Here is a 26256-nt window from a genome sequence, read left to right on the forward strand (position 1 = left end):
CGACCGGCTCAGTGCAGGACGCTGACGGCGCGGTCGATGACCACTACGCCGAAGGCAACACCGCATCGCCCCGGCTCTACTCAAAGATGGTGTCCGAAGACCGATCCCTACGGCTCAAGGGGTATCAGGTCTACCGCTTCGGCGGCCACGAGCTCGGACTCAGCACAGCCCCAGCGATGCTCCACGACTTCTTCGGCCAGCTGATCGAACACCAGCACTAGGCCGCAAGCGAGCCCGACTACTGCTTCTGGACATGTACTACTGGCCACCTGGTCGGTTACGCCCGAGCCGCCCCGACCAGGCCCTCAACGACCTTGGCGTTACTCCGTCTTGCTCGGCATCAAGCTGGCAAGGATGTTCTCCCACCTTCTCGGGAGTCCATGAAGGCGACTCGGCGACCTGCTCCGCCGCCCAGGCTTCGATTTCCGCATCGAGTTCATCACGTTCGGTACTCATGCTATCACCTCTTGGCATAGGTCCAGGTCAGGACTACCAGCTTGGCGATGGAGGCGTTGAGGGCGGTGGCAAAAACACCGAAGTGGCACGTCCCACCTGGTGGGACGTGCCACGCGCATGGTCATCGGGTCAGCCGGTCACCATCGGTACCAGCGGCCGCCGCCCGAGCCGCGGAAGACGAATCCCAGCGCCCACACCACCAGAACGATGATCGCGATCCACCACAGGATGTGCACGGCGAAACCCGCACCCCCCCAGGATCAGGGCCAGCAGTAGAACAAGCAGTAGAGCACCCATGTGTCGTCATCCTCCTTCGCCCCAGCACGTGCCCCCGAAACCCGGCCGCATGCACCATCTGCAGGCCAGTCCGCTTCGTGCCGGGTCGGTGCGTGTGCGGTGGGAACCCGGGTAGGCGTGCGGCGACCGGAACCGCATAGGAGGTGTGCAGATGAGCATCGACCAGACGCTCGGTCAGACCAACGCTGAACCGGAAGTGATCGCCGTCCTGCTGGGGCAGCACACGCGGGTCAAGCACCTGTTCGCCCAGGTCAACTCCGCCACCGGAGAAGCCAAGCAGTCCCTCTTCGACGACCTGCGCGAGCTGCTTGCCGCGCACGAGACCGGCGAGGAGGTCGTCCTGCGGCCGGTGTCACAGCAGGCGGCCGGCGAGGGGGTCGCCGAGGCCCACAACGCCGAGGAGAAGGAAGCCAACAAGGTTCTCGCCGAGTTGGAGAGGCTCGACGTGAACAGTGGGGACTTCGACGCGAGGTTCGCCGAGTTCGAGAAGGCGGTCCTGGCCCACGCGGAGCACGAGGAGAACGAGGAGTTCCCCGCCGTCCGTGCCCGGTGCAGCGAGGAGGAGCTCCAGCAGATGGGCAAGCGCCTGCTGAAGGCCGAGAAGTCCGCCCCGACCCACCCGCACCCCTCGGCGGCCGGCTCCCCGACGGGCCAGCGGGTCGCCGGGCCGTTCGCGGCCATGGTCGACAGGGTGCGCGACGCCCTGTGACGACGCCCGGACCAGGGCCCCGCCCGCGCACCTTGCCGTGGGCGGGGCTCACTGCCGCGCTCCCCTTCCCCTCCCAGGTCTACTCACCGCACAGCCGATCACCCCAGGAGCAGCAACATGCCGTTGATCGATTTCGCTCTGCTCGCACGCCTCGTCTCGGAACTGGACGCCTTGGACGACCGGATGGACCAGGGTCTGCGGCGTGCGGACCTGAACTACACCTTGTGCGTGTCCACCGGCATCCAGGAGCCGGAGGTGGCCCTGGCCCGGGCGCGGTGCCTGCTGGCGTCCCAGCGTGAGGCGTCCGCGGCGCAGCATGAGGTCGAGGTGGCCTGATCTGCGAGGGGCGCCCACCGGCCGGTCGGCATGCACGCGCGGTCAGGTCGCGGTGCGCAGGAGGGTGAGGACGGCCTTCTCGATGTCGCCCTGGGTGCCGGGCAGGCCGTAGCGGGTGTCCGAGCCCAGCTCGGGCAGGTGGCGGCTGATGGTGTGTCCGGCTTCGTCCTGTGCGGAGACAGCCAGGCCTACGGCGGCCAGGACGGTGGCGTGCCAGGTACGGAAGTCATTGGCCGTGACGTCCAGACCCGTCAGGTGGGCGTTGAGTTCACCGGCGTGCAGGTCGTGCCATGCTGAGTGGCCCCAGTAGGCGAAGAGGTGGTCGCCGATGGTGCGGCGGCGCAGGGCGGTGACGGCCCGGCAGACGTCCGGGTCGGTGAGGGTGATGGTGCGTTGTTGCCCGCCCTTGGCGGGGAAGCGGTGTCCTGGTCGGCCCGGAACCGAGGATGGTAGAGGTACTGGCGGCGGCCGGCCGCATCGGTTCCCACGGCTTGGATGTGGCCGTTCGGGTAGGGGCTGATCCACACCTCGGACCAGGCAGGTGGGATGCCCAGTGCCTTGACGCGCTGGAGCTGTCCGGGGTCGCTCAGCGCGGTGCCGTGAGCGTCGGTGTAACGGAACCCGCGTCCGTGCCGCAGCCGACGCAGACCGGGCCCGGTGGGATCACTCGTCCTCAGCCGCATCCGCCTCACCTACTGCCCGGAACTGCTGGTGCTATTCAGGGTCGGGAGAGATCTCAGCCGGATGGCTCAGTCCGCCGTCTGAGCAGACCGTGGGTGGGCAGACGATGGAAGCGGGGATGTCTGCGGGAAGGAAGGTACTGGTCATGCCAGCCGGGTCGAACGCGAAACGTGAGCGTCAGTACGAGCACATCAAGAAGAGCGTGGAGGCGCGGGGGGAGAACCCTGATAAGGCCCAAGAGATCGCCGCCCGCACGGTGAACAAGGAACGGGCACGAGCGGGTGAGTCGAAGACCGCCAGTCGCAGTTCCCTCCAGGACGTCTCCTCGGGGCACCGGGGCGGGAAACGCTCGCATCGGGGTGCGGGTGGACGGACGTACGCCCAGTTGTACAACGAAGCCAGGCAGCGCGGCGTCAAGGGTCGCTCCAGGATGAACAAGCAGCAGCTCCTGGCCGCACTCGGCGGCTAGGCATCCCCGGCTGCTCCCGATGCTCGGGACGATCGGCGGACTGTCAGCGACGAGCGGCACGTCCGGCCGCGACGATGGCACCGCCGACGGCGGCCAGCGCAGTTGCCGCTACAACGCCGTGGTGCTGGGAGGCCCAGAGCTGGTAGCTGCGGGAGCTGGAGCGGTCGTCGAAGCGGCCGTGGGCGCCCTCGTCGGTGTCGGCGTCGACCGGGTGCCACAGGTTCTGCGGGGCATCGGGGCCGGCCGGGCCGTGGTCCTGCTGGGAGACGTAGCCGGTGCGGGCCAGGTAGCGGTCCAGGATCCCGGGGGCGACGGCGTTGGCGAGCAGGGCGACGGCGGTGCTGCCGCCACCCAGTACTCGCGCCGCCCCGGGTGGTCGGCAGCGTACATCACGGCGCGGGCGGCGACCTCGGGCTGGTAGATCGGGGGGACCGGCTGGGCGCGGCTCGGCAGGCGGGACAACACCCGGTCGAACTGGGGGGGTGTTGACGGCCGGCATCTGCACCAAGGTGACCTTCACCTCAGCAGCTCGGTGACCGGAGCGGCCTCACCGGTGGCCAGGGCCAGCAGCAGGCGGCCGTTGAGCGGGAAGTCGAACAGCAGGTGCATCCGGTCGTCGGAGCCGCCCGCGTCGGCGAAGAAGTCGGTCAGCCGGTCGGGCGGGACATTGGCCTCGGCCAGCAGGACGGCGTCGCCGCGGATCCACGACAGGTGCGCGCGCAGCTCGGTCAGGAAGTCCCAGTCCTCGTCGGAGTCGGGCTGGTCGGGCCGGGTCAGCTCGATGACGAAGGGCGCGGCGTCGACTCGGAACCCGGCCACCCCGAGTCGGGCCCAGAACCCGACGATTCGTCGGATCTCCTCGCGCACGGCCGGGTTGGCGATGTCCAGGTCCGGTTCGAAGTCGTAGAAGCGGTGGTAGTACCAGGCCTTGGCCTCCTCCTGCCAGGTCCAGGTCTCGTCCTGCTCGCCGGGGAAGACGATGCCCTGCCTGCGGTCGGACGGCTCCTGCTCGGACCAGACGTACCAGCCCCGATAAGGCGAACCGGGATCGGACACTGCGGAACGGAACCAGGGGTGGCGGTCCGAGGTGTGGTTGACCACCAGGTCCATCACCACCCGGATGCCCCGGTCGTCGCAGGCGCGCAGCAGGTCGGCGAAGTCGCCCAGGGTGCCCAGCCGGGGGTGGACGTTGTAGAAGTCGGTGACGTCGTAGCCGCCGTCGCGCATCGGCGAGGGGTGGATCGGGTTGAGCCACAGGCAGGTCGCGCCCAGCCGGGCGATGTGGTCCAGCCTGCTCGTCAGGCCCCGGAAGTCGCCGATGCCGTCGCCGTCGGAGTCCTGGAAGGAGTCCACATCGACGCAGTACACGACAGCCTGCTTGTACCAGTGGTCGGTCACCGGACCTCCGATGTGGAGGAAGGCCGGGTGAGGCCTCCGGGCAGCCGCTTGAGCTCGCCCTCCGCTCGGCTGCGCTGCTCAGGGGAGGCGTCGGTGATGTCCAGGAAGACGTGGTCCAGCTGCGGCCAGCGTTTCCGCATCGCCTCCCTGATGCGCATGCAGATCTCCTCCACCTCCTCGCTGTCGCGGCCGGGGTGGATGTCCAAGCGGGCGGCCAGCAGGGTGGAGTCGGGGCCCAGTTGCATGGTGAGCAGTTCCGCCACGGTGTCCACGTCCGCTTCGCGGTGCAGGAATGCTCGCAACTCGCCCTGCAGGTGCGGGTCGGCGGCCTGGCCGATGAGTTCGTGCTCGGCCTGGCGTCCCAGCCGGTAGGCCACGAACACCAGTAGCAGGCCGATGGCCAGCGAGGCCCCGGCCTCCCAGCGACTGTCGCCGGTCAGCGCGTGCAGCCCCAGTCCAGCGGCAGCCAGCAGCACACCGGCCAGCGCGGTCGCGTCCTCGGCCAGAACGGTGCGGACCGCCGGATCACCCGCGGCCCGCAGTAGCGACGACAGCCCCTGGCCGGTGCGGACCTCCGGGGCCTGGAACAGTGCCCGTGCCAGCGAGGTGCTCTCGGCCAGCAGGGAGAAGCCCAGCACCGCGAAGGAGACCAGGTAGCCGGTGTGGGTCTCCGCCTCGGAGTGCCGCCATGCCTGCAGTCCCTGGAAGAAGGAGAAGCAGCCGCCGGTGACGAAGATTCCCACGGCCGCCAGCAGCGACCAGAAGAATCGCTCCTTGCCGTAGCCGAAGGGGTGTTCCCGGTCCGGTGCACGCTTGCTGCGTCGCAGCGACGCGATGAGGAACACCTCGTTGAGGCTGTCCGCGACCGAGTGCGCCGCCTCGGACAGCATGGCCGGAGAGGAGGCGATCAGACCTGCGACGGCTTTCGCCACGGCGATCACCAGGTTCGCCGCCAGTGCGACGACGATGGTGACCAGGGTGCTGCGGTGGCCCTCGGCGGGCCGGGCGCGATGCTCGCTCATGAGCTTCGGCTACCCGGCCGTCACAGGGCCATGTCGGCGGTTTCGGCCCTCGCCCGGAACACCTGGTCGGCGCGGCGCGGTACGCAGCAACTCGGAGGCACGGGCCCTTCAGGGCGAACCAGCGCGGGGCATGCCAGGGGTTTGACCCTTCTCGCTCACTGGCCAAGCGGGAGGACCGCGCGAGGGGCGAGAGCCTGGGTCAGGAACCGGGCGGCTGTACCTCGGGTGCCTCCTCAGGGTTTTCTTCACCCTTCTCGCGTACATCCCGCGGGGTCGGGGCGACGACGTTGCGCTCTTCGGCAGAGCGTTCCCGGGTCTCCTCGTCAGGCTGCTTGCCGCTCTCATCGGAAGTGGTCATGCTCCAACTCCTTCTCGTCTGCCTTCAAGGGTTGGCCACGTCCGCACCAACCGCAACGGCAGGCACCTGCCCCGGGGCCGTCCGGGTACCCCTGCAGATCGCGGGGAAGTGGTCCCTGCCCGCACTCGGGGCCAGGAAGACTCCTCAGCCACGACCGGCGCTGCCGCCACTGGGCGGGCGGGGGTCGGCGCGAGCTGGGGCCGTACCTCGGTCAGCGCGCTCGGCGCGACGCAGGACCGCGTACGGGAGCAGTAGCCAGGCGATGGTGAACCAGGCGGTCACGGCTGCCGCCAGTACGGCAGCGAGTACCGGGTTGCCGGTGGCGGTCCGTAGGAGAAGGAGCAGGGCGGTGCCGATGGTCAGGGCCAGCAGCACCAGCCCGGCGGTGATCAGCCGGGCGGCGACGTGGATGAGCTCCGGTTTGAGGTCGTGACCGGCCAGGAAGCGGTGGAAGGCGACCGGGGCGATCAGCGCCCCGGTCGCGCAGGCGCCCAGCACGACGGTGACCACGTACAGGTAGGTGTCGAAGGTGTCCAGGGCGGCGAACCGCGGGGTGAAGGCGACGCTCAGCAGAAAACCGAAGAGGATCTGCGCTCCGGTCTGCGAGACCCGTACTTCCTGGAGCAGTTCGTTCCACATCCGGTCGGCCCGCTGCTCGGCGGTCTCCGACCGTCCCGGTCCGCCGCCCTGTTCCTCTCTTCCTGTGCTGCGCATCGTCGTTCGCGCCTTTCCTGCTAACGGGCCGCCGCGAGCCGCTGGGCGAGGTCGGTGACGAAGTCCGGGTAGCCGGCTGCGATGTCGTCCAGGTCGATCATCTGCGGAAGGTCGGCCGCCGACTGGCGTTCCAGCAGCCATTGGAGGGCCAGGTCGACCACCTGGGCCTCGTCGGTGACGGCTGCCGAGGTCCGGCGCAGGACGTCCGGGGTGACCCGCACGCGGGTCTGCCCGTCGTCGAGGCGGACCAGGTACTCGTGGTCACCCAGCGGTTCGATCCCGGGGTCGGTCATGCCGCTCACCCGTTGGTCCGGGCGAACTCGGTGACCAGGGCCTCGTCGAAGGACGGGAGGTCGTCCGGCTTGCGGCTGGTGATGAGGGTGTTGGGTCCGGCGGTGCAGACCTTGACGGGTTCGTCGACCCACTGGGCGCCGGCGTTGACCAGGTCGGTGCGCAGGCTGGGCCAGGAGGTCAGGGTGCGGCCCTTGAGGACGTCGCCTTCGGCCAGGGTCCAGGGGCCGTGGCAGATGGCCGCGACGGGCTTGCCCGCGTCGAAGAAGTCGCGGGCGAAGGCGACGGCGGCGGCGTCCTGGCGCAGGATGTCCGGGTTGGCGACGCCGCCGGGCAGCACCAGCGCGGCGTAGTCGGCTGCGCTGGCCTGGCCGACCACGTCGTCGACCTCGAAGGTGTCGGCGCGGTCCAGGTGGTTGAACGCCTGCACCCGGCCGGCCTGGGTGGAGACCAGGCGCGGGGTGCCGCCGGCTTCGATGACGGCCTGCCACGGGCTGGTCAGCTCGGCCTGCTCGACGCCCTTGGGGGCGACGAGGAAGGCGATGGTGCGTCCCTGCAGGGTGAGCATGGGAACCGTTCCTCTCGGTGGATTGCGGTGCCGTGCGCGTGCGCACTCTTTTCGCCTTGCCGCTGACGGCGGGGGCAAACGGGGCGAACCGGGAGTGGTCGGTCTGCGCCCTCAGGCGATGCGGTACTTCGCGGCGCGCTGCTGGGCCAGGTCGAGCCCGTGGCCGGGGCTGCCGCCGGCACCGGGTGTCAGGACACCGCCGTCCGGGTCCAGGGTGCCGTCGAAGAGCAGGTTCTCGATGCGGACATGGTCGTGGAACCACTCCAGGTGCCGCAGGTTCGGTGCGGCGGCTGCCGCGTGGGCGTGGGCGTGCGGGGCGCAGTGGCCCCGACAACGGCAGCCCCAGCCCCTCGGCGACCGCTGCGGCGCGCAGCCAGACGGTGATGCCGCCGCAGCGGGTGGCGTCGGCCTGCAGGCAGTCCACCGCCCCGGCGGCGGCCATCCGGGTCAGGTAGGGCAGGTCGTAGCCGTACTCGCCGGCAGTGACGTCCGGCAGCACCGCGTCGCGGACCGCGCGCAGGCCGGGCAGGTCGTCGGAGGAGACCGGTTCCTCGAACCAGCTGACGTCCTGGTCGGCGAAGGCCGCCGCGACCCGGACCGCCTGCTTGCGGCTGTAGCCGCCGTTGGCGTCGACGTACAGCGCGCAGTCCTCCCCCACCGCGGCACGGGCCTGGCGGATCCGAGCCAGGTCCCGTCTCTCACGGCTGCCCCAGGACTCCCCGATCTTGATCTTCACGCGGGGAATGCCCCGCTCCTCCACCCAGCCGCGCAGCTGCCGGTCCAGCGCGGTGTCTTCGTAGGTGGTGAAGCCGCCGCTGCCGTAGACCGGGACCTGCTCGCGGGCGGTGCCCAGTAGTCGGACCAGTGGCAGGTCGAGAAGTCGGGCCTTCAGGTCCCACAGGGCGATGTCCACCGCGGAGACCGCTCCGGCCACCAGCCCCGGGGTCCCGGCGTTGCGCATGGCCCTGCGCATCGCCTCGTTGGCGGCGGGGATGTCGAGTGCGCAGCGTCCGACCACCAGCGGCGCGAGGTCTGCGGTGACGACCTCGCGGGTGGCCGGGGCACCGTAGGTCCAGCCCAGGCCGGTGATGGTGCCGCTGGTGGCCTGGACCAGGACCATGGTGGTGCTGGTCCAGGCGATGGTGCCGTCGGCCTCGGGGGCGTCGGTGGGCACGGTGTAGACGGCGACGTCGATGCGGTCGATCGACGGATCCGGCTTCACGGGGCTCATCGGGCTGCCGCTTCCGGGGCGTGCAGGCCGCTGCGGGAGCCTGCGGCCAGGCGGGCGGCGGCGCGCTCGACCAGGGACATGATGGTCAGCGCCGGGTTGGCGCTGCCCTGGGTGGGCAGCACACTGCCGTCGGTGACCAGCAGGTTCCGCACCGCGAAGCTGCGCAGGTCGGAGTCGACCACGCCGTGGTCGGCGTCTGCCGCCATACGGCAACCGCCAACCAGGTGGGCGTAGCGGTCGATGGTCATCAGCTCGGTCGCCCCGGCCGCGCGCAGGATGTCCTCCATGGTGGCCTGGGCGGCTTTCATCAGCTGCCGGTCGTTGTCGCACTGGGTGTAGGAGAAGTCGGCGACGGGCAGTCCGTAGCGGTCGTGCTCCTGGGCCAGGGCGACCCGGTTGCCGGGCTGGGGCAGCAGTTCGCACAGCGCGCCGAGCGTGGACCAGTGGATGTAGTCGGCCATGTAGCGGCGCAGGTCGGCACCCCAGTGGCCCTGGGCGGCGACGTGTTCGGCCCAGGTGATGGGCAGCGGGGAGACGGTCTGGATGGAATAGCCGCGTTTGTAGGGCTTGGTCGGGTCGGTCTCGTAGAACGCCTCGGTGGAGACCTCGGGCGGGGGTGCCTTGTAGGCGCGGACCTCTTGGGTGAAGCGTCCGGCGGTCTGCGGCGCGCCCTGGACCATCAGGTAGCGGCCGACCAGGTCGTGGTCGTTGCACAGCCCCTGCGGGAAGCGGGGGCTGGTGGAGTTGAGCAGCAGCCTCGGGGTCTCGATCGAGTACCCGGCCACGGCGACGTTGCGGGCCCGCTGGAGGTGCTCGCTGCCGGCGCGCATGTAGCGCACGCCGGTGGCCAGCCGCCCTTGAGGGTCGGTCTCGATGCGGGTGGCCATGGCTTCGGCGCGGATCTCCGCGCCGTGGACCAGGGCGTCGGGGATGTGGGTGATCAGCGGCGATGCCTTGGCGTTGACCTTGCAGCCCTGGAGGCAGAAGCCCCGGTAGACGCAGTGGGGGCGGTTGCCGAAGCGGCCGTTGGCGATGGCGACCGGGCCGACCCTGGCCTCGATGCCCAGGGCGGCGGCGCCGCGCAGGAAGACCTCGCCGTTGCCGCCGACCGGTTGCGGGGGGTAGGGGTAGGCGTGCGGGTCGCCCCAGGGCCAGTACTGGCCGGAGACCGGGAGCTCGCTCTCGATCCGCTCGTAGGAGGGCTTGAGGTCCTGGTAGGTGATCGGCCAGTCCGCGCCGACGCCGTCCTCGGTGGCGGTGTGGAAGTCGGAGGGGTGGAACCGGGGCGTGAAGCCGGCGTAGTGCACCATCGAACCGCCCACACCGCGCCCGGAGTTGTTGGAGCCCAACGGCACCGGGTCGCCACCGGAGACCACCCGGGGCTCGGTCCAGTACAGGTGGTGGGATCCTGCCTCGTCACTGACCCAGTCGGTGTCCGGGTTCCAGAACGGCCCGGCCTCCAGCACCACCACCGACCAGCCGTGGCGGGCCATCCGCTGCGCCAGGACGCTGCCGCCGGCCCCGCAGCCGACGACGACCAGGTCCACCTCGTCGGTGTCCTCGTAGCGGCGCATGTCGCGGATCAGCTGCTGGTCGAAGCGGGTGCCGTCGCCCGGCAGCAGCCAGGCGGACTCGTTGCGGCGGCGGATGGCCCGCTGCGGGCGGGCGGTCAGCCGCAGGGTGTCGCGGGCGGGGCGCAGGCTGGCCATCGGTCAGTCCTCCCTCTCGGCAACCGGGTCCTGGTCGGGGCGGGCGTCGGCGACCTCCCACGGTTCGCGGGCGTCCAGGCCAAGGCGCAGGTAGCCGCGCGGGTAGGCGGGGCCGCCGAAGCCGATCTCGTTCCAGGCGGAGGGGTGCGCGTAGTAGGCGGTGCAGGCGTAGCGGGTCCACAGGCTCCAGACGTGGGCGGCGGGCAGCCCGTACCAGGGCTCGGGGCCGAGGTCCTGGACGGCCTGCAGCCGCACCGCCTGGCGCTCGGTCGGGAGTGCGGCGAAGGCGGGGGCCGACTCGTGGCGTTCGGCGTCCAGGTCCAGGGCGTGCAGGGAGCGGTGCCATGCCTGGTCGTCGGGGGGCATGTCCTGGTAGCGCCAGCCGTCGGTCTGCAGTTCGGCCAGCCGCGCGTCCACCATCGCCAGGACGGGCACCTGTGGTTCGTCCGGGCGCAGGTCCAGCAGCAGGGCGAACAGGGCTGCGGCGGCGGCTTCCTCGGCGGGGGTGAAGAACCGCAGCGACGGCTGGGGCCCCAGCCGTCCCAGGACCACGCCTTGGGTGGCGCGGTCCCAGGTGTCGGCCTGCGACACCACGTCGTAGCCGGGGAACCGGTTCGCCCGCGCCGGGCCGCCGTCCCGTGTCTGTCCGCTCACGCGGGGCTGCCCTCGCGCCGCAGCACGGCGGCGACCAGGCCCATGCCGCCGACCATGCTCATCAGCAGCGGGGCCAGCATCGGCGGCCCCATCTCGATGTTGTAGCGCGCCATCCGCCAGCCGCCGGGCTTCTGCGCGATGCCGCGCAGGTGCAGGTAGGTGCCCTGGATCCCGTTGGCGGTGATCGCCGCCGAGGCGACCGGCAGGAGCGTGCGGGCCAGCCGCTCGTCACAGACCCCGGCGATCCCGGCCACCGCGCCGACCGGGCCCAGGACCACCGGCAGCCACATCATCCGGTTGCCGAAGCCGGCCCGGTCGTGCTCGAAGTAGATCTCCCCGGCGCACGCCACAGCCCCGGCGGCGGTGGCCAGCGCCAGGCTGCGCTGGAACCGCCCGGTGCGGACGTTCTCCAGACCGGCTGCGACCAGGCCGGTCACTGCTGGCCGTCCTTCGTCTTGCCGTTGCCGGGCAGGAACTCCGCCAGCTTGGCCTTGACGCCCTGGCGCACCATGCCGACCCGATCGCTGTCGCCGTGCAGGATCGAGGAGGCGGTGGCCAGGGCCTGGTCCCAGTCGGCGTGCGGCGGGATCGGCGGGACGGCGGGGTCGGTGCGGAACTCGATCACGCAGGGCCGGTCGGCGGCCAGGGCCTGCCGCCAGGCGGCCTCGACCTGCTCGGGCTTGTCCACACTGATGCCCAGCAGCCCGAAGCTCTCGGCGACCTTGGCGTAGGGGACGTCCGGGAGCTCCTGGGAGGGAAGGAACTGCGGGGCGCCCTCCATGGCCCGCATCTCCCAGCTGACCTGGTTCAGGTCCCGGTTGTTCAGCACGGCGACGACCAGCCGGGGGTCCTGCCAGTCCGGGTAGTACTTGGCGGCGGTGATCAGCTCGGCCAGGCCGTTCATCTGCATCGCGCCGTCGCCGACGATCGCGATGGCCGGGCGGTCCGGGTGGGCGAACTTCGCGCCGATGGCGTAGGGCACCCCGGGACCCATCGTGGCCAGCGTGCCCGACAGCGAGCCGCGCATCTGCCCGCGCATCCGCAGGTGGCGGGCGTACCAGTTCGCGGAGGATCCGGAGTCGGCGCTGAGCATGACGTTCTCGGGCAGCAGCGCGTCCAGGGCGTGCACGACGTGCTCGGGGTTGACCGGGTCAGCGTCCAGGGCCGCGCGGCGCTCCATCACCTCCCACCAGCGGGCGGTGTTGTCCATGACGCCGTTCTGCCAGCCCCGTTCCTCCTTGAGGCGCAGCAGCGGGATCAGCCGGTCCAGCGTCGCGGCCGAATCGCCGACCAGGTTGACCTCGAAGGGGTAGCGCAGGCCGACCATGAACGGGTCGATGTCGATCTGCACCGCCCTGGCCTTGCCGAACTCCGGCAGGAACTGGGTGTAGGGGAAGCTGGATCCGATCACCAGCAGGGTGTCGCAGTCCCGCATCATCTCGTAGGACGGCCTGGTGCCCAGCAGCCCGATGGAGCCGGTGACGTAGGGCAACGTGTCCGGCAGGACGTCCTTGCCCAGCAGTGCCTTGGCCACCCCCGCCCCCAGCAGCTCAGCGACCTGCTCGACCTGCGGGCGTGCCTGGCGGGCACCCTGGCCCAGCAGGATCGCGACCTTCTCCCCGGCGTTCAGGACCTCGGCGGCCCGCTGCAGGTCGCCGTCAGCGGGAATCGGGGTGTACTCGGGGTGGCCCAGGCTGGAGGGCACCATCTTGAAGGCGTGCCCCGGAGCCTGGTAGTCCAGCTCCTGCACGTCCGCCGGGATGATCACGGCGGTGACGGTGCGCTTGGCGTAGGCGGTGCGCATGGCCCGGTCCAGCACGTTTGGCAGCTGCTCGGGGACGGTCACCATCTCGCAGTACTCCGAGGCGACGTCCTTGAACAGGCTCAGCAGGTCCACCTCCTGCTGGTAGGAGCCGCCCATCGCGCTGCGGTTGGTCTGCCCCACGATCGCCACCACCGGCACATGGTCCAGTTTGGCGTCGTACAGGCCGTTGAGGAGGTGGATCGCGCCGGGCCCGGAGGTCGCCGCGCAGACCCCGACCTTGCCGGAGAACTTGGCGTAGCCCACGGCCTCGAACGCGGCCATCTCCTCGTGCCGGGCCTGGATGAACCGCGGCCGGTCTTCGGCGCGGCCCCAGGCGGCCAGCAGGCCGTTGATCCCGTCCCCCGCGTAGCCGAAGACCTGGTCGACGCCCCACTCCCGCAGGCGGGCCAGTACCTGGTCGGACACCTTCTCTGCCACGACGGACTTCCTCTCGCTGGTGGACGCCGTACGGCCTGTCTCCCTGGGGCGTCTAGCCGTGCCCGCTCTGGTGAAACCCCGCCGGGTCAGTTCTTACGCAACTCGGGCAGGACGCGGTCCCGGTAGAAGTCGAAGAAACCGTGGTAGTCCTGGCCGACCTGGCCCACGAAGACCTCGTCGAACCCGGCCTCCACGTACGCGCCGACCGCGGCGGCGTGCTGCGCGGGGTCGTCGCCGCAGACCACCGCGTCGGCGACCTGCTGCTCGGTGACCAGCTGGGAGGCCTGCTCGAAGTGCTCGGGCGTCGGCAGGATCTGCGCCAGCTCCCCGGGAAGCAGCTCGGTGGGCCACAGCCGGTGGACCGTCTTCACCGCCGTGTCGCGGTCCGGGTTCCAGCAGACCTTCAGCCCGCCGAGCACCGGCTTGCCCGTACCGCCGGCCTCGCGGAACGCGCCGACCAGGTCGGCGTCCGGCTGCATGGTGACGAAGCCGTCGCCGATCCGCCCGGCCAGCTCCGCACTCCTGGGGCCGAAACCGGAGACGTGGATGGGCACCGGTCGGCTGGGTGCGGTGTACAGGCGGGCGTCCTCGACGGTGTAGTGCCGGCCGCGGTGGCTGGTGCGCTCCCCGGTGAACAGCGCCCGCATCACCTCCACGGCCTCCTCCAGCATCTCGGCTCGGACCTGGTAGGCGGGCCAGCGGTCGCCGAGGATGTGCTCGTTCAGGGCCTCGCCGGTACCGACGCCCAGGGCGAACCGGCCGCGGGTGAGCACGCTGGAGGTGGCCGCCGCTTGGGCGGTGACCGCCGGGTGCAGCCGCACCGTAGGACAGGTCACCAGGGTGGTCACCGGCAGGTCGGTGGCCTGGGAGAGCGCCCCGATCATGGACCAGACGAACGGGCTGCTGCCCTGTTCGTCGTTCCAGGGGTGGAAGTGGTCCGAGATCGCCAGGCTGGTGAATCCTGCCTGCTCGGCCAGCCGCGCTTGTTCCAGCAGCTGGTGGGGGGTGAACTCCTCGCAGGAAAGGAAGTATCCGAAGGAAGTCATCGCAACGCCTCTCACTGGGCCGACAGCTCTTCCAGGTTCGGCTTGCCGCGCTGCCGCGACGGAAACCTCACTGGCCGCGAGGGGATTGTCCCGGGGTGCCCGGCGGGGTGGCCCAGGAGTCGGCATCGGGGCGGTCACGGTCCGCGACGGCCTGCGGATCGGTCGTCGACGGAGCCTGGGCGGGGCCGCCGTCGGCGGGAAGCGGCGCGGGCTCGCGCTCACGACGCCGTGCACCCCAGGCGAACGCGCCGATCAAGGCCGCGACGACGATCACCCCGGCGACTACAGCGATGATCCAGCTGGAGCCGCTGGAGGGGGCCGCCAGGACGGTGCTCGAAGGCATGGAAATGTTCATGGTCAGCGTCTACCCCGCACCGCCGTCTGAATCATGGATGGCGGCGGCTCGTCGGACGGCCGGGGCGGGCTATCGCCTGCCATGGCTCAGGGCGCTGGCGTCGAGGTGGTCCGCGAGGTCGGCCGGGTCCTGGTAGACCCCGTCTGCGCCCGCGGCCAGCAGTTCGGCCCGGCTCACCCCGCCGCTCAGGACGCCGATGCAGCGCACCGCGCTGCGGTGCGCCGCCTCCACGTCCCAGCGGGTGTCGCCGACGAACACCGCGCGCTCCGCCGTCACCCCGGCCTTGGCCAGGGCCTGCTCGACCAGGTCGGGGGCGGGCTTGGCACGGTCCACGTCGTCGGCGCTCACCGCGTCGGCGATGGCGTCCTCCGCATCCAGGACCTTGCGCAGGACCTGCAGCTCCTCCTGCTGCGCGGAGGTGGCCAGCACCACCGTCCACCCCCGCGCGGCGCAGGCCCGGAGAAGCCGGGCGGCACCGGGCAGCGGCTGCAGCGCAGGCCAGTGGGCGGCGTAGAGGGCGCTGTGCGCAGCAGACAGCTCGCCGTCACCGCCCCGGTCCCGTTCCTCGCCCAGCAGCCGGTCCAGCAGGCGGCCGGTGCCCAGGCCCACCGCCCGGTGCACCCGGGCCATCGGGACGGTGTGCCCGGCCTGCCGCAGCGCCTGCCACCAGGTGACGGTGTGCAGGTAGGAGCTGTCGACCAGGGTGCCGTCCACATCGAACAGCACGGCGCGCGCCTGCCCTGCGGAGGCCGCCCCGGTCACTTCTTGCGGCCCTTGGGCGCTGCTGCCTTCTTCGCCGGGGCGTCGGTCAGGGTGCCGCCGGCCGTCTCGTGGTGGGCGCGGACGAACCACTGGAACTGTTCGAGGCTGTGCAGCTGGCCGATCAGCAGGTCCTGGGTGACCGGGTCGGTCGACCCGGTGGCCTCGGCGGCCCTGCGGTGGTCCACGATGATGCCGCTGTAGACGTGGTCGAGCGCCACCAGGTGCTCTTGGGCGTCGGCGCGGCCCAGCTTGTAGTTCTCCCAGGTGCGCTCGGCGACCAGGGCGCCGGGGGTGCCGTCGGGGGAGCCGCCGAGGGTGGCCATGCGTTCAGCGGTCTCGTCGACCATCGCCCGCACCGCCTCGACCTGGGGGTCGATCATGGTGTGGACGGCGATGAAGTGCGGTCCCACCACGTTCCAGTGCACGTGCTTCAAGGTCAGCGCCAGGTCGTTGAGCGCGTGCAGCCGCTGCTGCAGCCGCTCCAGGACCTGCTGGGCGTCGGCGGGGGTGACGCCGGGGACGGTGTAGCGGGGAGTGCTCATCTCGACTCGGCTCTCTGTGCGGTGGTAGAGGTTCGCGCGTACTCGCCTGCCCGGTATCCCCGCGACCATCCCGACTCGCCCGTACGGCCGAACCCCCGGGCGGCCTTCGTGTGGTCGCACGGCACTTTCCTCGCGGTCCGTTAGCTTCGTGCTGCCGTGTTTGGTCCCGCAGCGCGGGGAAGACGCAACGCGTCTGCTGTGCCGGAGCGGAGCGCAGTGAGGAGAAAAGCTATGCCTGACTCGCATGTGCGTGCGGTTGTGGAGCTGCTGTCCTGGTGGTCCCTGCTGTTCGCGCTCTACCTGGTGTTCATCAGCGCGGTGTCCGTCCTCGAAGTGGCCGTCGGCGCCGGGGCGGCCGGATTGGCGGCGGTCGGTGCGTGGGCTGCGCGCCGCGCGGTGCGGCCGGTCGTCGGCCCTGCCGGGCACTGCGCCGCCGCGCTGTGGGCCTGGCCGGGGACGCTGCTGGCCGAGACCGTGCGGTTGGCGGTGCTGACCGCAGCCGCACTGGGCGGCCGGGTCGTCGAAGGGCGCTGGCGGACCGTGCGGCTGCGCCCCGGCGTGGGGGCCGCCTGGGCGTGTGCGCTGATGTCGGGGACGCCGGGCGGCTGCGTGGTCGAGGTGGAGGACACCGGGCCCGTGCCGCCGCTGGTGCGACTCCACACACTGTTCCCGGGCCGTTCGCGGCTGGAGGAGCTGCTCACCGAGGAGGACGCGGGATGAACGCCTGGTTGGTGGCCGCCGCCGTGCTACTGGCCGGTGGGCTGGGGCCCGGTGTGTGGGTAGCTTGCCGGGGGCCAGTGGTGCACCGGCTGGCGGGGGCCACCCTGGCGTCGGTGCTGACCTGTGTGCTGTTCCTGCTGCTGGCCCAGGGCTTCGGCCGCTCCTCCTCCTACACCGATCTCGCACTGGTCCTGGCCGTGCTCGGGCCGGTCGGCACGCTGGTGTTCACCCGGCTGTTGGCCCCCGAACCCGAGGAGGGCTGACATGGACCTGCGTCACGCGGTCGCCCTGGTGCTGCTGGCCCTTGGGGTGGCGGTGCTGGTCGTGTCCGCCGTCGCGCTGCTGGTCCTACCCGCTCCGTTCACCCGCCTGCACGCGCTCGCCCCGGCGACCTCACTGGGCGCGCCGCTGATCGTCCTGGCGCTGGCCGTGGACACCGGCCCGGGGCGCGCGGCGGTGAAGCTGCTATTCATCGGGGGCCTACTGGCCGTGGCCGGACCGGTCACCACCATGGCGATCGCCCGCGTCACCGCTGCCACGACCCCGCGCACGGACCAGAAGGCCGATACGTGAGCGCCGACGCCACCGAGGCCCTGGCCATGGTCGTCCTGCTACTGGTCGCAGTGGTGGCCACGGTCGCGGTCCTGACCCGGGATCCGGCCCGCCAGGCCGTAGTGCTGGCCGTGCTCGGGCTGACGCTCGCGCTGCTGTTCACCGTCCTGCAGGCCCCCGACGTCGCCCTGTCCCAGCTGGGCGTCGGCACCGCGGTCACGCCCCTGCTCATCCTGCTCACCGTGCGCCGGATCAGACGCGGAGGGTCACCGGACAAGGACGACCCGACGGCCATGGAGGAGGACCGTTGAGCCGCCGCGCCCGGCTGCGGCTGTTCCTGGGCGCGGCCGTGGCAATCGCCGTGCTCTACACGCTCGCCTGCACCGGCCTGCCGCACTTCGGCACCCCGATTCATCCCTACGGCGACCGGGCGGTCGCCGCGTCGCTGCGGCAGCACACCGCGAACACCATCTCCTCGATCAACTTCGACCAGCGGGCCTTCGACACCCTGGGCGAGGAGTCGATCCTGCTCGCAGCGGTCCTCGGCACCACTGCACTGCTGCGCCGCACCGACGAGGAAAGGGAGTTGACGCCCCGGCCGGCCACAGTGCTTCCGTCCACCCGATTGTTCGGCACCCTGCTGCTCCCGGTCGCGCTGCTGATCGGTGTGTACGTCGTCGCGCACGGGCAGCTCAGCCCCGGCGGCGGGTTCCAGGGCGGAGTGGTGCTGGCCAGCGCCCTGCACCTGGCCTACGTGGCCGCCGACTACCGGGCGCTGAAGCAGGTCCGGCCCCGGGAACTGCTGGAGGGCGTCGACGCGGTGGCCGCCGCCGCGTTCACCACCCTGGGACTGGCCGGCCTGGTCGCGGGAGCCGCCTACCTGCAGAACGTACTGCCGCTGGGCACCTTCAACACCCTCTCCTCCGGCGGCCTGGTCCCGGTCATCAACGCGGCCGTCGGCGTGGAGGTGGCCTGCGGGGTGATCGTCCTGCTGGCGCACTTCCTGGACCAGGCCCTGGCGACCACCAGCCGAAGCCCGACAGCGCAGAAGGAGTCCTCATGAACGGACTGTTCGCCCTGGTGCCCTACCTGGTCGCCGGGTGGATCCTGCTGGTGGGCATGTACGGGCTGGTGACCAGCCGCAACCTGGTCCACGCCGTGGGCTGCCTGGCCGTGGCCCAGTCCGCCACCTACGTCCTGCTGCTGTCGGTGGGCTTCCGCCGCGGCGGCACCGCACCGGTCTTCTCCGACACCTCACCGCACACCGTGGTCGTCGACCCGGTCGTCCAGGCCCTGACCCTGACCGACGTGGTGGTCGGCGCCACCGTCACCGCTCTGCTGCTGGCGCTGGTGCTGCAACTGCACAAGCGCCACGGCACGGTCGACCCCGACCACCTGAACAGCCTGCGCGGATAACGGAACCGATCCCCGATGCCCGCTCCTGACCTGCTGCCGCTGGCCGTCGCCGTCCCCCTGCTGGGAGCGGCAATGTTCGCCGCCGTCGGACGGCTCCTTCCCCGCCTGGCCCGCGACGTCCTGCTCACCGCCTGGGCCTTGGCCGAGGTGCTGCTGCTGGCGACGGCGTGGCGCGCGGCGAACCGGGGCCCGCTCACCGCCTGGGTCGGGGGCTGGCAGCCGCGCAACCGCGAGAGCGTCGGCATCGTGCTGGTCGGCGACCCGCTCGGCGTGGGGCTGGCGCTGCTGGTCTCACTGCTGGTACTGGCCGCGGTGGTCTACGCCTGGCGGTACTTCGCCGAGCCTCCGGCGCGCAGTCCGGGCACCTTTCCCGCACTGGTGCTGCTCTTCGAGGCGGGCATGTGCGGCTTCGCGCTCACCGGCGACCTCTTCAACGCCTTCGTCTTCTTCGAGCTGATGGGCACCGTCGCCTACGCCCTCACCGGCTACCACGTCGAGGACCCCCGCCCGCTGCAGGGCGCGCTGACCTTCGGGATCGTCAACTCCCTGGCCGCGTACTGCTCGTTGATGGGCATCGCCCTGCTCTACGCCCGCACCGGCGAGCTGGGCATGGCGCAGATCGGCACCCATCTGGCCGCCCACCGTACCGATGCCCTGACCGTGACCGCGTTCGTGCTGGTCCTCACCGGCCTGCTGACCAAGGCCGCCACGGTCCCCTTCCACCTGTGGCTGCCCGACGCCCACGCCGTCGCGCCGACCCCGGTCTGCATGCTGCTGTCCGGCGTCATGGTCGAACTCGGCGTCTACGGGGCGGCGCGGGTCTACTGGACCGTCTTCGCCGGCCCCGGCGGGATCCCGGCCACCGCCGTGCGCGACGTCCTGCTGAGCGCAGGCGTCCTCACCGCCCTGCTGGGCGCGCTGATGTGCTGGCAGCAGCGGCACATCAAACGGATGCTCGCCTTCTCCACCATCAGCCACGTCGGCCTGTTCCTGGTCGGCATCGCCCTGCTGGACGCCCGCGGCCTGGCTGCGACCGCGCTCTACGTAGCCGGCCACGCGGGCGCCAAGGCGGCCCTGTTCGGCCTGACCGGCGTCCTGCTGGACCAGTACGGCTCGGTCGACGAGCACAGCCTGCACGGCAGGGCCCGCGAACTGCGCTGGAGCGCCGGGCTGATGTTCGCCCTCGGCGGCCTGGCCGTGGCCGGACTTCCGCCCTTCAGCACAGGACTGGGCAAGGCCCTGTCCGAGCACGCGGCGGGCAGCCTCCAGGGTTGGCTGCCCGCGGTCTTCGTCGTCACCTCGGCGGTCACCGGCGGCGCGGTCCTGCGCACGGCCGCCCGGGTCTTCACCGGGGCCGGCGCCGTACCCCACGACAGCCACCAGGCCCAGACCCGCGGCGACGACGAGGAACCCGAGGTCCGCGACCCGAGCCGAGCGGTACCGCGCCCGATGCTGCTGGTCCCGGCCGCGCTCCTGGCAGCCAGCCTGGCAGCCGGCCTGCTGCCCGGCCTGACCGCCGCACTGGACCGCGCCGCCACCCTGTTCACCAGCAGAGCGCACTACCTCGCCGCCACCGGCCTGGGACCGCCGACGCCGTTCCCGGCACTCAGCGCCCCGGCCCTGGCCGGCTGGAGCCCCGAAGGCGTGCTACTGGGTATGCTCTCCGCCCTACTCGCCCTCGGCCTGGCCGCGATGGCACTGTGGGGGCCGCTGCTGCGGGGCCACCGTGCGCGGCGGCTGCGCGACCTGGCGGCGACCAGCTCGCACCGGCTCGTGCTACCGCTGCGCCGACTGCACTCCGGGCGGCTCGGGGACAACGTCGCCTGGCTAGCCGCCGGCGTCGGCCTGCTGCTGGTCGCGTTCACCGCGCTCAGCTGAAACAGGACCACGGCAATGGGCACCGCACATCGGACCCGGTCGCCGGGCCCGCGCTCAGGCGCTACGCGGTGGCCTGTACCGGGCCCAGGACCGTAGAGGCCAACGGCGTGCCCGCGCGACGAGTACCGGCTCGATGAGGCGGAACAGGCCACTGCTCTCAGTCAGGGTGAGCAGGCGCCACAGCGCGGGCCCGACCCGGGCCAGGGCCACGGTCACGCCGCGGTCCTCAGCACGCCCGCGCACCTGGAGGAGCACGTTCAACCCCGCGCAGTCACAGAAGGACACACCCGAAAGATCGATCTCCAGCAGACACCCGCAGCACTCCAGGGCGCGTATGAGCGCAGCCTTGAGCACGGGGGCGGAGTCGTAGTCGATCTCACCTACAGCAGTCACCCGCGTGCGTCCGCCACCGCTGTCCGCACGCACCTGCAGTTGCTCCACCGCACGCACGGCGCGCCCACCGCCCGAAGCGGCACCACGGGCTGCTCCTGTCTCGCCTACACCGTCAGAGGGGGACATGAACGTGGCTCCCTGGGCTGCCGAACATACGGATCCAGCGTGCACAGAACAACAGCTCATGTCAACACATACACGAATCATAGTTCGCTAATGGGTAGACGTGAATCATCTGTCGTACATTGGGACCATGGACGCACCCACCGATCCGCGCCCGAGCTGGACGTTCCTGACCAACCACGCCCGGGTGCTCGCGGCGATCGCCCGCAACCCCGACACCCGGGTGCGCGACATCGCCGTCCACTGCCTGCTCACCGAGCGGGCGGTCCAGCGGATCATCGCCGACCTCGAAGCCGACGGCTACCTCGCCCACACCCGCCAGGGCCGCTCCAACCGCTACCAGGTCAGCCCGGGCACCGCCCTGCGCCACCCCGCGGACATCGGATCGACGGTCTCGGGCCTGCTGGCCCTGCTCGACGTCCACCCGCCGGGCCTGCCGGGGCCCCTGCCCGGGGCAGCGGGCGGGGCCGTGACAGCATCGGTCGATCACGTCCCGCCTCCTGAAGGGCTGTCCTTCTGAACCCGGCCCCTATCCCCGATCGGCAGGCTGATGCCGAAGGAGGAAGCATCGTGGTCGCCGGCTTCGAGAAGTTCATCTCCCGGGTGGACGGTCCGGTCTACATCGTGACCGCCGCCGTCGAAGGGGAGCGCGCGGGCTGCCTGGTCGGCTTCGCCTGCCAGTCCTCCATCGACCCGCCCCGCTTCGTGGTGTGGATCTCCAAGCAGAACCACACCTACCAGCTGGCCCGGCGCGCGAACCTGCTGGCCGTCCACCTGCTGCCGCGCGACCACGCCCTGGCGGAGCTGTTCGGCGGCCAGACCGGGGACGAGGTGGACAAGTTCTCCCTGGTACCCCACCAGGACGGCCCGGGCGGGGTACCGGTGCTGACCGAGGCCGTGGCCTGGTTCGCCGGGCACGTCGAGGACCACGCGGACTGGGGTGACCACGTGGGCTTCCTCCTGGCCCCCGTCGACGGGGATGCGGTCGCCCGGGGACGACCGCTCTCCCTCACGGATGTGGCCGACATCGAAGCGGGGCATCCCGCCTAACGGCGACCCGGACTGATGCCAGTCGGTTGCCTCCGGTCGGGGCCTCAGCCCTGGTCTCCGGTGCCGCTCCGGACAGGAGCGGCCGTCCGCTGGTGTCCTCCCGGGCGGAGCGCGCGGCGGCTGTCGCCGATGCTGTCCAGGGCCGCGACCGCCACTGCCTGGGGAGTGATACCGAACTCCGTGTACAGGCGCTGGTAGTCGGCGGAGGCCCCGTAGTGCTCCAGGCTGACGATGCGTCCCGCATCGCCCACCACCTCACGCCAGCCCTGCCCAATCGCCGCCTCCACACTGACCCGCGCCCGGACCGCAGGCGGTAGGACCTGGTCGCGGTAGTCCTGGGGTTGGGCGTCGAACCACTCCCGGCAGGGCATCGAGACCACCCGCACCACCAATCCCTCCTCGGTCAGCAGAGCGCGGGCGTCCAGGGCGATCTGCACCTCGGACCCGGTGGCGACCAGGATGACGTCCGGCACTGCGCCTTCCGCCGCGTCGGCCAGGACGTATCCGCCGCGCGCCGCCCCGGCGGCGGGGGCGTACTCGCCGCTGTCACGGTTCAGGACCGGCAGGTTCTGCCGCGAAAGGATCAGTCCGGCGGGTCGGTCTGTGTGCTCCAGGACGGTGCGCCAGCAGGCGGTGGTCTCGTTGGCGTCGGCGGGACGCACCACGTCCAGGCCCGGGATGGCGCGCAGCGCGGCGAGGTGTTCGACGGGCTGGTGGGTGGGGCCGTCCTCGCCCAGGCCGATGGAGTCGTGGGTCCAGACGTAGGTGGCGGGCAGTTTCATCAGCGCGGCCAGGCGGACGGCGGGGCGCATGTAGTCGGAGAAGGTCAGGAAGGTGCCGCCGTAGGGGCGGGTCAGGCTCTGCAGGGCGATGCCGTTGAGGATCGCGCCCATGGCGTGCTCGCGGATGCCGAAGTGCAGGGTGCGCCCGTAGGGGCCGCCCTTCCAGTCCTCGGTCTGGCGGTCGGCCGGGACGAAGGAGGGCTCGCCGTCCATCGTGGTGTTGTTGCTGGACGCCAGGTCGGCCGAGCCGCCCCACAGCTCCGGCAGCACCGGGGCCAGAGCGGAGAGCACCTTGCCGGAGGCGGCCCGGGTCGCCATGCCCTTCGGGTCGGCTGGGAAGACCGGCAGCGCGTCGGTCCAGCCCTCGGGGAACCGTTGGGCCTGGAGGCGGTCCAGCAGGGCGGCGCGGTCGGGGTTGGCCGCCTGCCAGGCGATGAAGATGTCGTTCCAGGCGTCGTGGGCCTCGCGGCCCCGGTCGATAACCTCGCGGGTGCGGGCCAGGACCTCGTCCTCGATGGTGAAGTGCTGGTCGGGGTCGAAGCCCAGCAGGACCTTGGTCGCGGCGATCTCGTCCTCGCCCAGCGCGGATCCGTGGGCCTTGCCGGAGTTCTGCTTGGTGGGGGCGGGCCAGCCGATCAGGGTCCGCAGCATGATCAGCGACGGGCGGCCGGTCTCCGCGCGGGCGGCCTCGACCGCGTCGAGCAGGGCGTCGACGTCCTCGACGTACTCGCCGGTGCGGGTCCAGTCGACGGTCTGGACGTGCCAGCCGTAGGCGGCGAAGCGGGCGGGGACGTACTCGCTGAAGGAGACGTCGGTGTCGTCCTCGATGGAGATGTGGTTGGAGTCGTAGAAGACGGTGAGGTTGCCCAGTTCCTGGTGCCCAGCCAAGGACGCGGCCTCGGCGGTGACGCCCTCCATCAGGTCGCCGTCGGAGGCGATGACGTAGACGTGGTGGTCGAAGGGGCTGCTGCCCGGCTCGGCGTCCGGGTCCAGCAAGCCGCGCTCGCGGCGGGCGGCCATGGCCATGCCGACCGCGCTCGCCAGGCCCTGTCCCAGCGGCCCGGTGGTGATCTCCACCCCGCGGGTGTGCTGGTGCTCCGGATGCCCGGGGGTGGCCGACCCCCAGGTCCGCAGGGCCTGCAGATCGGACAGTTCCAGGCCGTACCCGGTCAGGTAGAGCTGGATGTAGAGGGTCAGGCTGGAGTGGCCGCAGGAGAGGACGAACCGGTCCCGTCCGAGCCACTGGTCGTCGCCGGGGTCGTGCCGCATCACGTTCTGGAACAGCAGGTGCGTCAGCGGGGCCAGGCTCATCGCCGTTCCGGGATGGCCGTTGCCGACCTTCTGCACCGCGTCCGCCGCCAGCAGCCGCACGGTGTCCACCGCCCGTACGTCCACCGCGTCCCAGCCGGCCCGCTCTGCCACCGGCAGCGCCAGCCTCTTGTCCCGCTCGAACCCGTTCGCCATTGCGCATCTCCTTCGAGAGCTCTGTGTCGACTTCGTTCCGCACCGCGCCTGCGCGGGCACGGCGGACGCCTACCCGCCCTCCGTGAGGTGATCCGAGCGGTGCGGAACGAAGTCGAACGGCAGGAGCCGTCGTCGGCTACGCCTTGTCCTGCATGGACCGGCGGGCCGGGTTGCCCTGCTCGGCGGCCTTGGGGTCCAGCTCGGCGCCCTTGGCCTGGACGCCGTCCCTGATGCGGACGCCGAGGCCGGCGTCGATCCGCGTCCAGTAGTCGAAGGCGCGCTGCAGTACCGGTTCGGTGACGCCGTTCAGCAGGTGCCCGACCACGTTGTCGACCAGGCGGGTGCGGGCGTCCTCGTCCATGACCTCGCGCACCAGGGTCCCGGCCTGGCCCCAGTCGTCGTCGTCCGGGTGGTCGACGTAGGCCGCGCGGGTGATCTCCCCGCTCACCTCCCAGCTGGGCGGTGAGCCGAAACGGGTGGTGTCGGCGGCCGGTCCGCCCTTGGAGTTGGGTGCATAGACGGGGTCGGCGGACTTGCGGAACGCCATCGCCCCGTCCTTGGAGTAGCTGTGCACCGGTACGACGGGCTCGTTGACCGGGAGCTGCTGGTAGTTGGCGCCGATGCGGTGGCGGTGCGCGTCGGCGTAGGCGAACAGCCGGGCCAACAGCATCCGGTCGGGGCTGGGGCCGATGCCGGGGACGAAGTTGTTGGGCTGGAACGCCGCCTGCTCGATCTCGGCGTGGTGGTCGGTGGGGTTGCGGTCCAGGGTGAGACGACCGACCTCGATCAGCGGGTAGTCGCTGTGCGGCCAGACCTTGGTCAGGTCGAAGGGGTTGAAGCGGTAGCCGGCCGCGTCCTCGTAGGGCATGACCTGCACGTGCAGCGTCCAGGACGGGTACTGCCCGTCGCGGATGTGCTCGAAAAGGTCACGGGTGTGGTAATCGGTGTCGACGGCGGCCATCTGGTCGGCCTCGTCCTGGGTGAAGCACTCGATGCCCTGGTCGGTCTTGAAGTGGTACTTCACCCACGACCTGGCGCCCTGCTCGTTGATCCACAGGTAGGTGTGCGAGCTGTAGCCGTTCATGTGCCGCCAGGAGCGCGGGATGCCGCGGTCGCCCATCAGCCAGGTCACCTGGTGCGCGGTCTCCGGGGAGAGGGTCCAGAAGTCCCACTGCATGTCGTGGTCGCGCAGGTTGTTGTCGGCGCGGCGCTTCTGCGAGCGGATGAAGTGCTGGAACTTCATCGGGTCCTTGACGAAGAACACCGGCGTGTCGTTGCCGACCATGTCGTAGTTGCCCTGCGAGGTGTAGAACTTCAGCGCGAAGCCACGCGGGTCGCGCCAGGTGTCCGGGCTGCCCCGCTCCCCCGCCACGGTGGAGAAGCGGGCCAGCACCTGCGTGCGCACCCCAGGCTGGAACAGAGCCGCCCTGGTGAAGGCGCTCACGTCCCCGGTGACCTCGAAGCGGCCGAACGCGCCGCTGCCCTTGGCGTGGGGCTGGCGCTCCGGGATGCGCTCCCGGTTGAACTGGGCCATCTGCTCGATCAGATAGCCGTCCTGCAGCAGCAGTGGCCCGTCAGGACCTGCTGTCAGCGAGTGCTCGTCGCTCTCGACGGGAGCACCCGAGTCCGTGGTGGTTGCCGGAATCTCGGACATACGGCCTGCCCTCTGGATGGTACTGGGGAACGGTGCAATGCCTCCTACGCGTATCCCGCGGTCCGGTCGGCCAAACGCCGACGCGGTGGCATGAGGCCGTACAACCGGGACAGGAGCCCTGCGGGGCGGCACTTCGGCCGCTACCCGCCATTCGGGGCCTTTCCGAGTCTCAGGACGAAAGGTGTGCACGTGGAGAACAGCATGTGGGACTACCAGCAGACCACCGGCTACCAGACCGGCCTGGACCTGACGGGCTACCGGTGTCAGCGACGGCGCTTTTCCCCTACTTCGGGCGGTTGCTGTCGGCGTAATTCCCCACCCTGACGGCGGTCGGTTCCCCAGGGGGATCCCGGTCGTCGGCAGGGGCCGGTCTACTCCCGGTTC

At 71.2% G+C, this 26256-nt stretch carries 32 protein-coding genes and 3 pseudogenes; 13 read left to right on the forward strand and 22 right to left on the reverse strand.

Annotated features, from left to right (window positions below):
* Nucleotides 1-11: 11 nt before the first annotated feature.
* Complete coding sequence (locus ACEZDE_RS04125) at nt 12-221, forward strand: hypothetical protein (protein WP_380532217.1); 210 nt, start codon at nt 12-14, stop codon at nt 219-221.
* A gap of 372 nt (nt 222-593) precedes the next feature.
* Here the strand turns inward: ACEZDE_RS04125 and ACEZDE_RS04130 are convergent.
* Nucleotides 594-753, reverse strand: a pseudogene (locus ACEZDE_RS04130) (hydrophobic protein).
* Nucleotides 754-904: 151 nt separating this feature from the next.
* Here ACEZDE_RS04130 and ACEZDE_RS04135 point away from each other — a divergent pair.
* Nucleotides 905-1462 (forward strand): hemerythrin domain-containing protein, encoded by a 558-nt coding sequence (locus tag ACEZDE_RS04135; protein ID WP_380532220.1) that lies wholly within the window; start codon nt 905-907, stop codon nt 1460-1462.
* Between the two features lie 117 nt (nt 1463-1579).
* Nucleotides 1580-1798 (forward strand): DUF5133 domain-containing protein, encoded by a 219-nt coding sequence (locus ACEZDE_RS04140; protein ID WP_380532223.1) that lies wholly within the window; start codon nt 1580-1582, stop codon nt 1796-1798.
* 42 nt (nt 1799-1840) lie between these two features.
* Here ACEZDE_RS04140 and ACEZDE_RS04145 read toward each other — a convergent pair whose 3' ends face one another.
* Nucleotides 1841-2323 carry a hypothetical protein gene (locus ACEZDE_RS04145; RefSeq protein ID WP_380532374.1) on the reverse strand — a complete coding sequence of 161 codons (483 nt, stop codon included), beginning with the start codon at nt 2321-2323 and terminating at the stop codon, nt 1841-1843.
* 11 nt (nt 2324-2334) lie between these two features.
* Nucleotides 2335-2481: pseudogene (locus ACEZDE_RS04150) on the reverse strand (DNA topoisomerase IB); the annotation flags it as partial.
* Between the two features lie 143 nt (nt 2482-2624).
* On the opposite strand from ACEZDE_RS04150, the gene ACEZDE_RS04155 reads away from it, so the two are divergent.
* The gene (locus ACEZDE_RS04155) at nt 2625-2948 is read left to right on the forward strand and encodes a Rho termination factor N-terminal domain-containing protein (protein ID WP_380532226.1); all 324 of its coding nucleotides are present in this window, start codon (nt 2625-2627) and stop codon (nt 2946-2948) included.
* A 43-nt stretch (nt 2949-2991) separates the two neighbouring features.
* Here the strand turns inward: ACEZDE_RS04155 and ACEZDE_RS04160 are convergent, their stop codons facing one another.
* From ACEZDE_RS04160 to ACEZDE_RS04235, 16 genes and pseudogenes are all read right to left on the reverse strand, one after another.
* Nucleotides 2992-3468 (reverse strand): hypothetical protein, encoded by a 477-nt coding sequence (locus tag ACEZDE_RS04160; protein WP_380532229.1) that lies wholly within the window; start codon nt 3466-3468, stop codon nt 2992-2994.
* Complete coding sequence (locus ACEZDE_RS04165) at nt 3465-4346, reverse strand: alpha-amylase family glycosyl hydrolase (protein ID WP_380532232.1); 882 nt, start codon at nt 4344-4346, stop codon at nt 3465-3467. The genes ACEZDE_RS04160 and ACEZDE_RS04165 overlap by 4 nt, the downstream gene beginning before the upstream one ends.
* Complete coding sequence (locus ACEZDE_RS04170; protein WP_380532235.1) at nt 4343-5368, reverse strand: cation diffusion facilitator family transporter; 1026 nt, start codon at nt 5366-5368, stop codon at nt 4343-4345. Before ACEZDE_RS04170 ends, ACEZDE_RS04165 begins: the two co-directional genes overlap by 4 nt.
* A 199-nt stretch (nt 5369-5567) precedes the next feature.
* A complete protein-coding gene (locus tag ACEZDE_RS04175; RefSeq protein ID WP_380532238.1) occupies nt 5568-5726 on the reverse strand; it encodes a hypothetical protein in 159 nt (52 codons plus the stop codon).
* A gap of 144 nt (nt 5727-5870) precedes the next feature.
* Nucleotides 5871-6440 (reverse strand): DUF6328 family protein, encoded by a 570-nt coding sequence (locus ACEZDE_RS04180; protein WP_380532241.1) that lies wholly within the window; start codon nt 6438-6440, stop codon nt 5871-5873.
* A gap of 20 nt (nt 6441-6460) precedes the next feature.
* Nucleotides 6461-6733 (reverse strand): hypothetical protein, encoded by a 273-nt coding sequence (locus ACEZDE_RS04185; RefSeq protein ID WP_380532244.1) that lies wholly within the window; start codon nt 6731-6733, stop codon nt 6461-6463.
* 5 nt (nt 6734-6738) lie between these two features.
* Nucleotides 6739-7299, reverse strand: coding sequence for a type 1 glutamine amidotransferase domain-containing protein (locus ACEZDE_RS04190; protein ID WP_380532247.1), 561 nt, complete (start codon nt 7297-7299; stop codon nt 6739-6741).
* A 111-nt stretch (nt 7300-7410) separates the two neighbouring features.
* Nucleotides 7411-8530 (reverse strand): annotated as a pseudogene (locus tag ACEZDE_RS04195) (enolase C-terminal domain-like protein).
* Nucleotides 8527-10239 carry a GMC family oxidoreductase gene (locus ACEZDE_RS04200; protein WP_380532250.1) on the reverse strand — a complete coding sequence of 571 codons (1713 nt, stop codon included), beginning with the start codon at nt 10237-10239 and terminating at the stop codon, nt 8527-8529. The pseudogene ACEZDE_RS04195 and the gene ACEZDE_RS04200 overlap by 4 nt, the downstream one beginning before the upstream one ends.
* Nucleotides 10240-10242: 3 nt before the next feature.
* Nucleotides 10243-10893 carry a gluconate 2-dehydrogenase subunit 3 family protein gene (locus ACEZDE_RS04205; RefSeq protein WP_380532253.1) on the reverse strand — a complete coding sequence of 217 codons (651 nt, stop codon included), beginning with the start codon at nt 10891-10893 and terminating at the stop codon, nt 10243-10245.
* Nucleotides 10890-11330, reverse strand: coding sequence for a hypothetical protein (locus ACEZDE_RS04210; protein WP_380532256.1), 441 nt, complete (start codon nt 11328-11330; stop codon nt 10890-10892). The genes ACEZDE_RS04205 and ACEZDE_RS04210 overlap by 4 nt, the downstream gene beginning before the upstream one ends.
* Complete coding sequence (locus tag ACEZDE_RS04215; RefSeq protein WP_380532259.1) at nt 11327-13135, reverse strand: thiamine pyrophosphate-requiring protein; 1809 nt, start codon at nt 13133-13135, stop codon at nt 11327-11329. Before ACEZDE_RS04215 ends, ACEZDE_RS04210 begins: the two co-directional genes overlap by 4 nt.
* Nucleotides 13136-13221: 86 nt before the next feature.
* Nucleotides 13222-14181 (reverse strand): LLM class F420-dependent oxidoreductase, encoded by a 960-nt coding sequence (locus ACEZDE_RS04220; RefSeq protein WP_380532262.1) that lies wholly within the window; start codon nt 14179-14181, stop codon nt 13222-13224.
* A gap of 67 nt (nt 14182-14248) precedes the next feature.
* A complete protein-coding gene (locus ACEZDE_RS04225) occupies nt 14249-14536 on the reverse strand; it encodes a DUF6479 family protein (RefSeq protein ID WP_380532265.1) in 288 nt (95 codons plus the stop codon).
* 69 nt (nt 14537-14605) lie between these two features.
* The gene (locus tag ACEZDE_RS04230; RefSeq protein WP_380532361.1) at nt 14606-15259 is read right to left on the reverse strand and encodes an HAD family hydrolase; all 654 of its coding nucleotides are present in this window, start codon (nt 15257-15259) and stop codon (nt 14606-14608) included.
* Nucleotides 15260-15294: 35 nt separating this feature from the next.
* Nucleotides 15295-15840 (reverse strand): Dps family protein, encoded by a 546-nt coding sequence (locus tag ACEZDE_RS04235; protein WP_380532268.1) that lies wholly within the window; start codon nt 15838-15840, stop codon nt 15295-15297.
* Between the two features lie 231 nt (nt 15841-16071).
* Here ACEZDE_RS04235 and ACEZDE_RS04240 point away from each other — a divergent pair, with 231 nt between their 5' ends.
* From ACEZDE_RS04240 to ACEZDE_RS04270, 7 genes are read left to right on the forward strand one after another with little or no spacing between them, the layout of a single operon-like run.
* A complete protein-coding gene (locus ACEZDE_RS04240; RefSeq protein WP_380532271.1) occupies nt 16072-16560 on the forward strand; it encodes a hypothetical protein in 489 nt (162 codons plus the stop codon).
* The gene (locus tag ACEZDE_RS04245; RefSeq protein WP_380532274.1) at nt 16557-16823 is read left to right on the forward strand and encodes a monovalent cation/H+ antiporter complex subunit F; all 267 of its coding nucleotides are present in this window, start codon (nt 16557-16559) and stop codon (nt 16821-16823) included. The genes ACEZDE_RS04240 and ACEZDE_RS04245 overlap by 4 nt, the downstream gene beginning before the upstream one ends.
* A gap of 1 nt (nt 16824) precedes the next feature.
* The gene (locus ACEZDE_RS04250; protein ID WP_380532277.1) at nt 16825-17133 is read left to right on the forward strand and encodes a cation:proton antiporter; all 309 of its coding nucleotides are present in this window, start codon (nt 16825-16827) and stop codon (nt 17131-17133) included.
* Between the two features lie 26 nt (nt 17134-17159).
* Nucleotides 17160-17423 carry a Na(+)/H(+) antiporter subunit B gene (locus ACEZDE_RS04255; RefSeq protein ID WP_380532364.1) on the forward strand — a complete coding sequence of 88 codons (264 nt, stop codon included), beginning with the start codon at nt 17160-17162 and terminating at the stop codon, nt 17421-17423.
* Nucleotides 17420-18175, forward strand: coding sequence for an MnhB domain-containing protein (locus ACEZDE_RS04260; protein WP_380532280.1), 756 nt, complete (start codon nt 17420-17422; stop codon nt 18173-18175). The genes ACEZDE_RS04255 and ACEZDE_RS04260 overlap by 4 nt, the downstream gene beginning before the upstream one ends.
* Entirely contained in the window at nt 18172-18528 is a 357-nt protein-coding gene (locus ACEZDE_RS04265; protein WP_380532283.1) for a sodium:proton antiporter, read from the forward strand. The genes ACEZDE_RS04260 and ACEZDE_RS04265 overlap by 4 nt, the downstream gene beginning before the upstream one ends.
* A 15-nt stretch (nt 18529-18543) precedes the next feature.
* Entirely contained in the window at nt 18544-20406 is a 1863-nt protein-coding gene (locus ACEZDE_RS04270) for a complex I subunit 5 family protein (protein WP_380532285.1), read from the forward strand.
* A gap of 54 nt (nt 20407-20460) precedes the next feature.
* On the opposite strand, the gene ACEZDE_RS04275 is transcribed toward ACEZDE_RS04270, so the two are convergent.
* Nucleotides 20461-21006 (reverse strand): STAS domain-containing protein, encoded by a 546-nt coding sequence (locus ACEZDE_RS04275; RefSeq protein WP_380532288.1) that lies wholly within the window; start codon nt 21004-21006, stop codon nt 20461-20463.
* A 46-nt stretch (nt 21007-21052) separates the two neighbouring features.
* Here ACEZDE_RS04275 and ACEZDE_RS04280 point away from each other — a divergent pair, with 46 nt between their 5' ends.
* Together ACEZDE_RS04280 and ACEZDE_RS04285 are read left to right on the forward strand one after the other, a co-directional pair.
* Nucleotides 21053-21442 (forward strand): helix-turn-helix transcriptional regulator, encoded by a 390-nt coding sequence (locus tag ACEZDE_RS04280; protein WP_380532291.1) that lies wholly within the window; start codon nt 21053-21055, stop codon nt 21440-21442.
* Nucleotides 21443-21492: 50 nt separating this feature from the next.
* Nucleotides 21493-21972 (forward strand): flavin reductase family protein, encoded by a 480-nt coding sequence (locus tag ACEZDE_RS04285; RefSeq protein ID WP_380532294.1) that lies wholly within the window; start codon nt 21493-21495, stop codon nt 21970-21972.
* A gap of 44 nt (nt 21973-22016) precedes the next feature.
* Here the strand turns inward: ACEZDE_RS04285 and tkt are convergent, their stop codons facing one another.
* A complete protein-coding gene (gene tkt / locus ACEZDE_RS04290) occupies nt 22017-24218 on the reverse strand; it encodes a transketolase (RefSeq protein WP_380532297.1) in 2202 nt (733 codons plus the stop codon).
* Between the two features lie 136 nt (nt 24219-24354).
* Nucleotides 24355-25872, reverse strand: coding sequence for a catalase (locus ACEZDE_RS04295; protein WP_380532300.1), 1518 nt, complete (start codon nt 25870-25872; stop codon nt 24355-24357).
* Nucleotides 25873-26256: the final 384 nt, after the last annotated feature.

Source organism: Streptacidiphilus cavernicola (assembly GCF_042510955.1).
GTDB classification, from domain to species: Bacteria; Actinomycetota; Actinomycetes; order Streptomycetales; family Streptomycetaceae; genus Streptacidiphilus; species Streptacidiphilus cavernicola.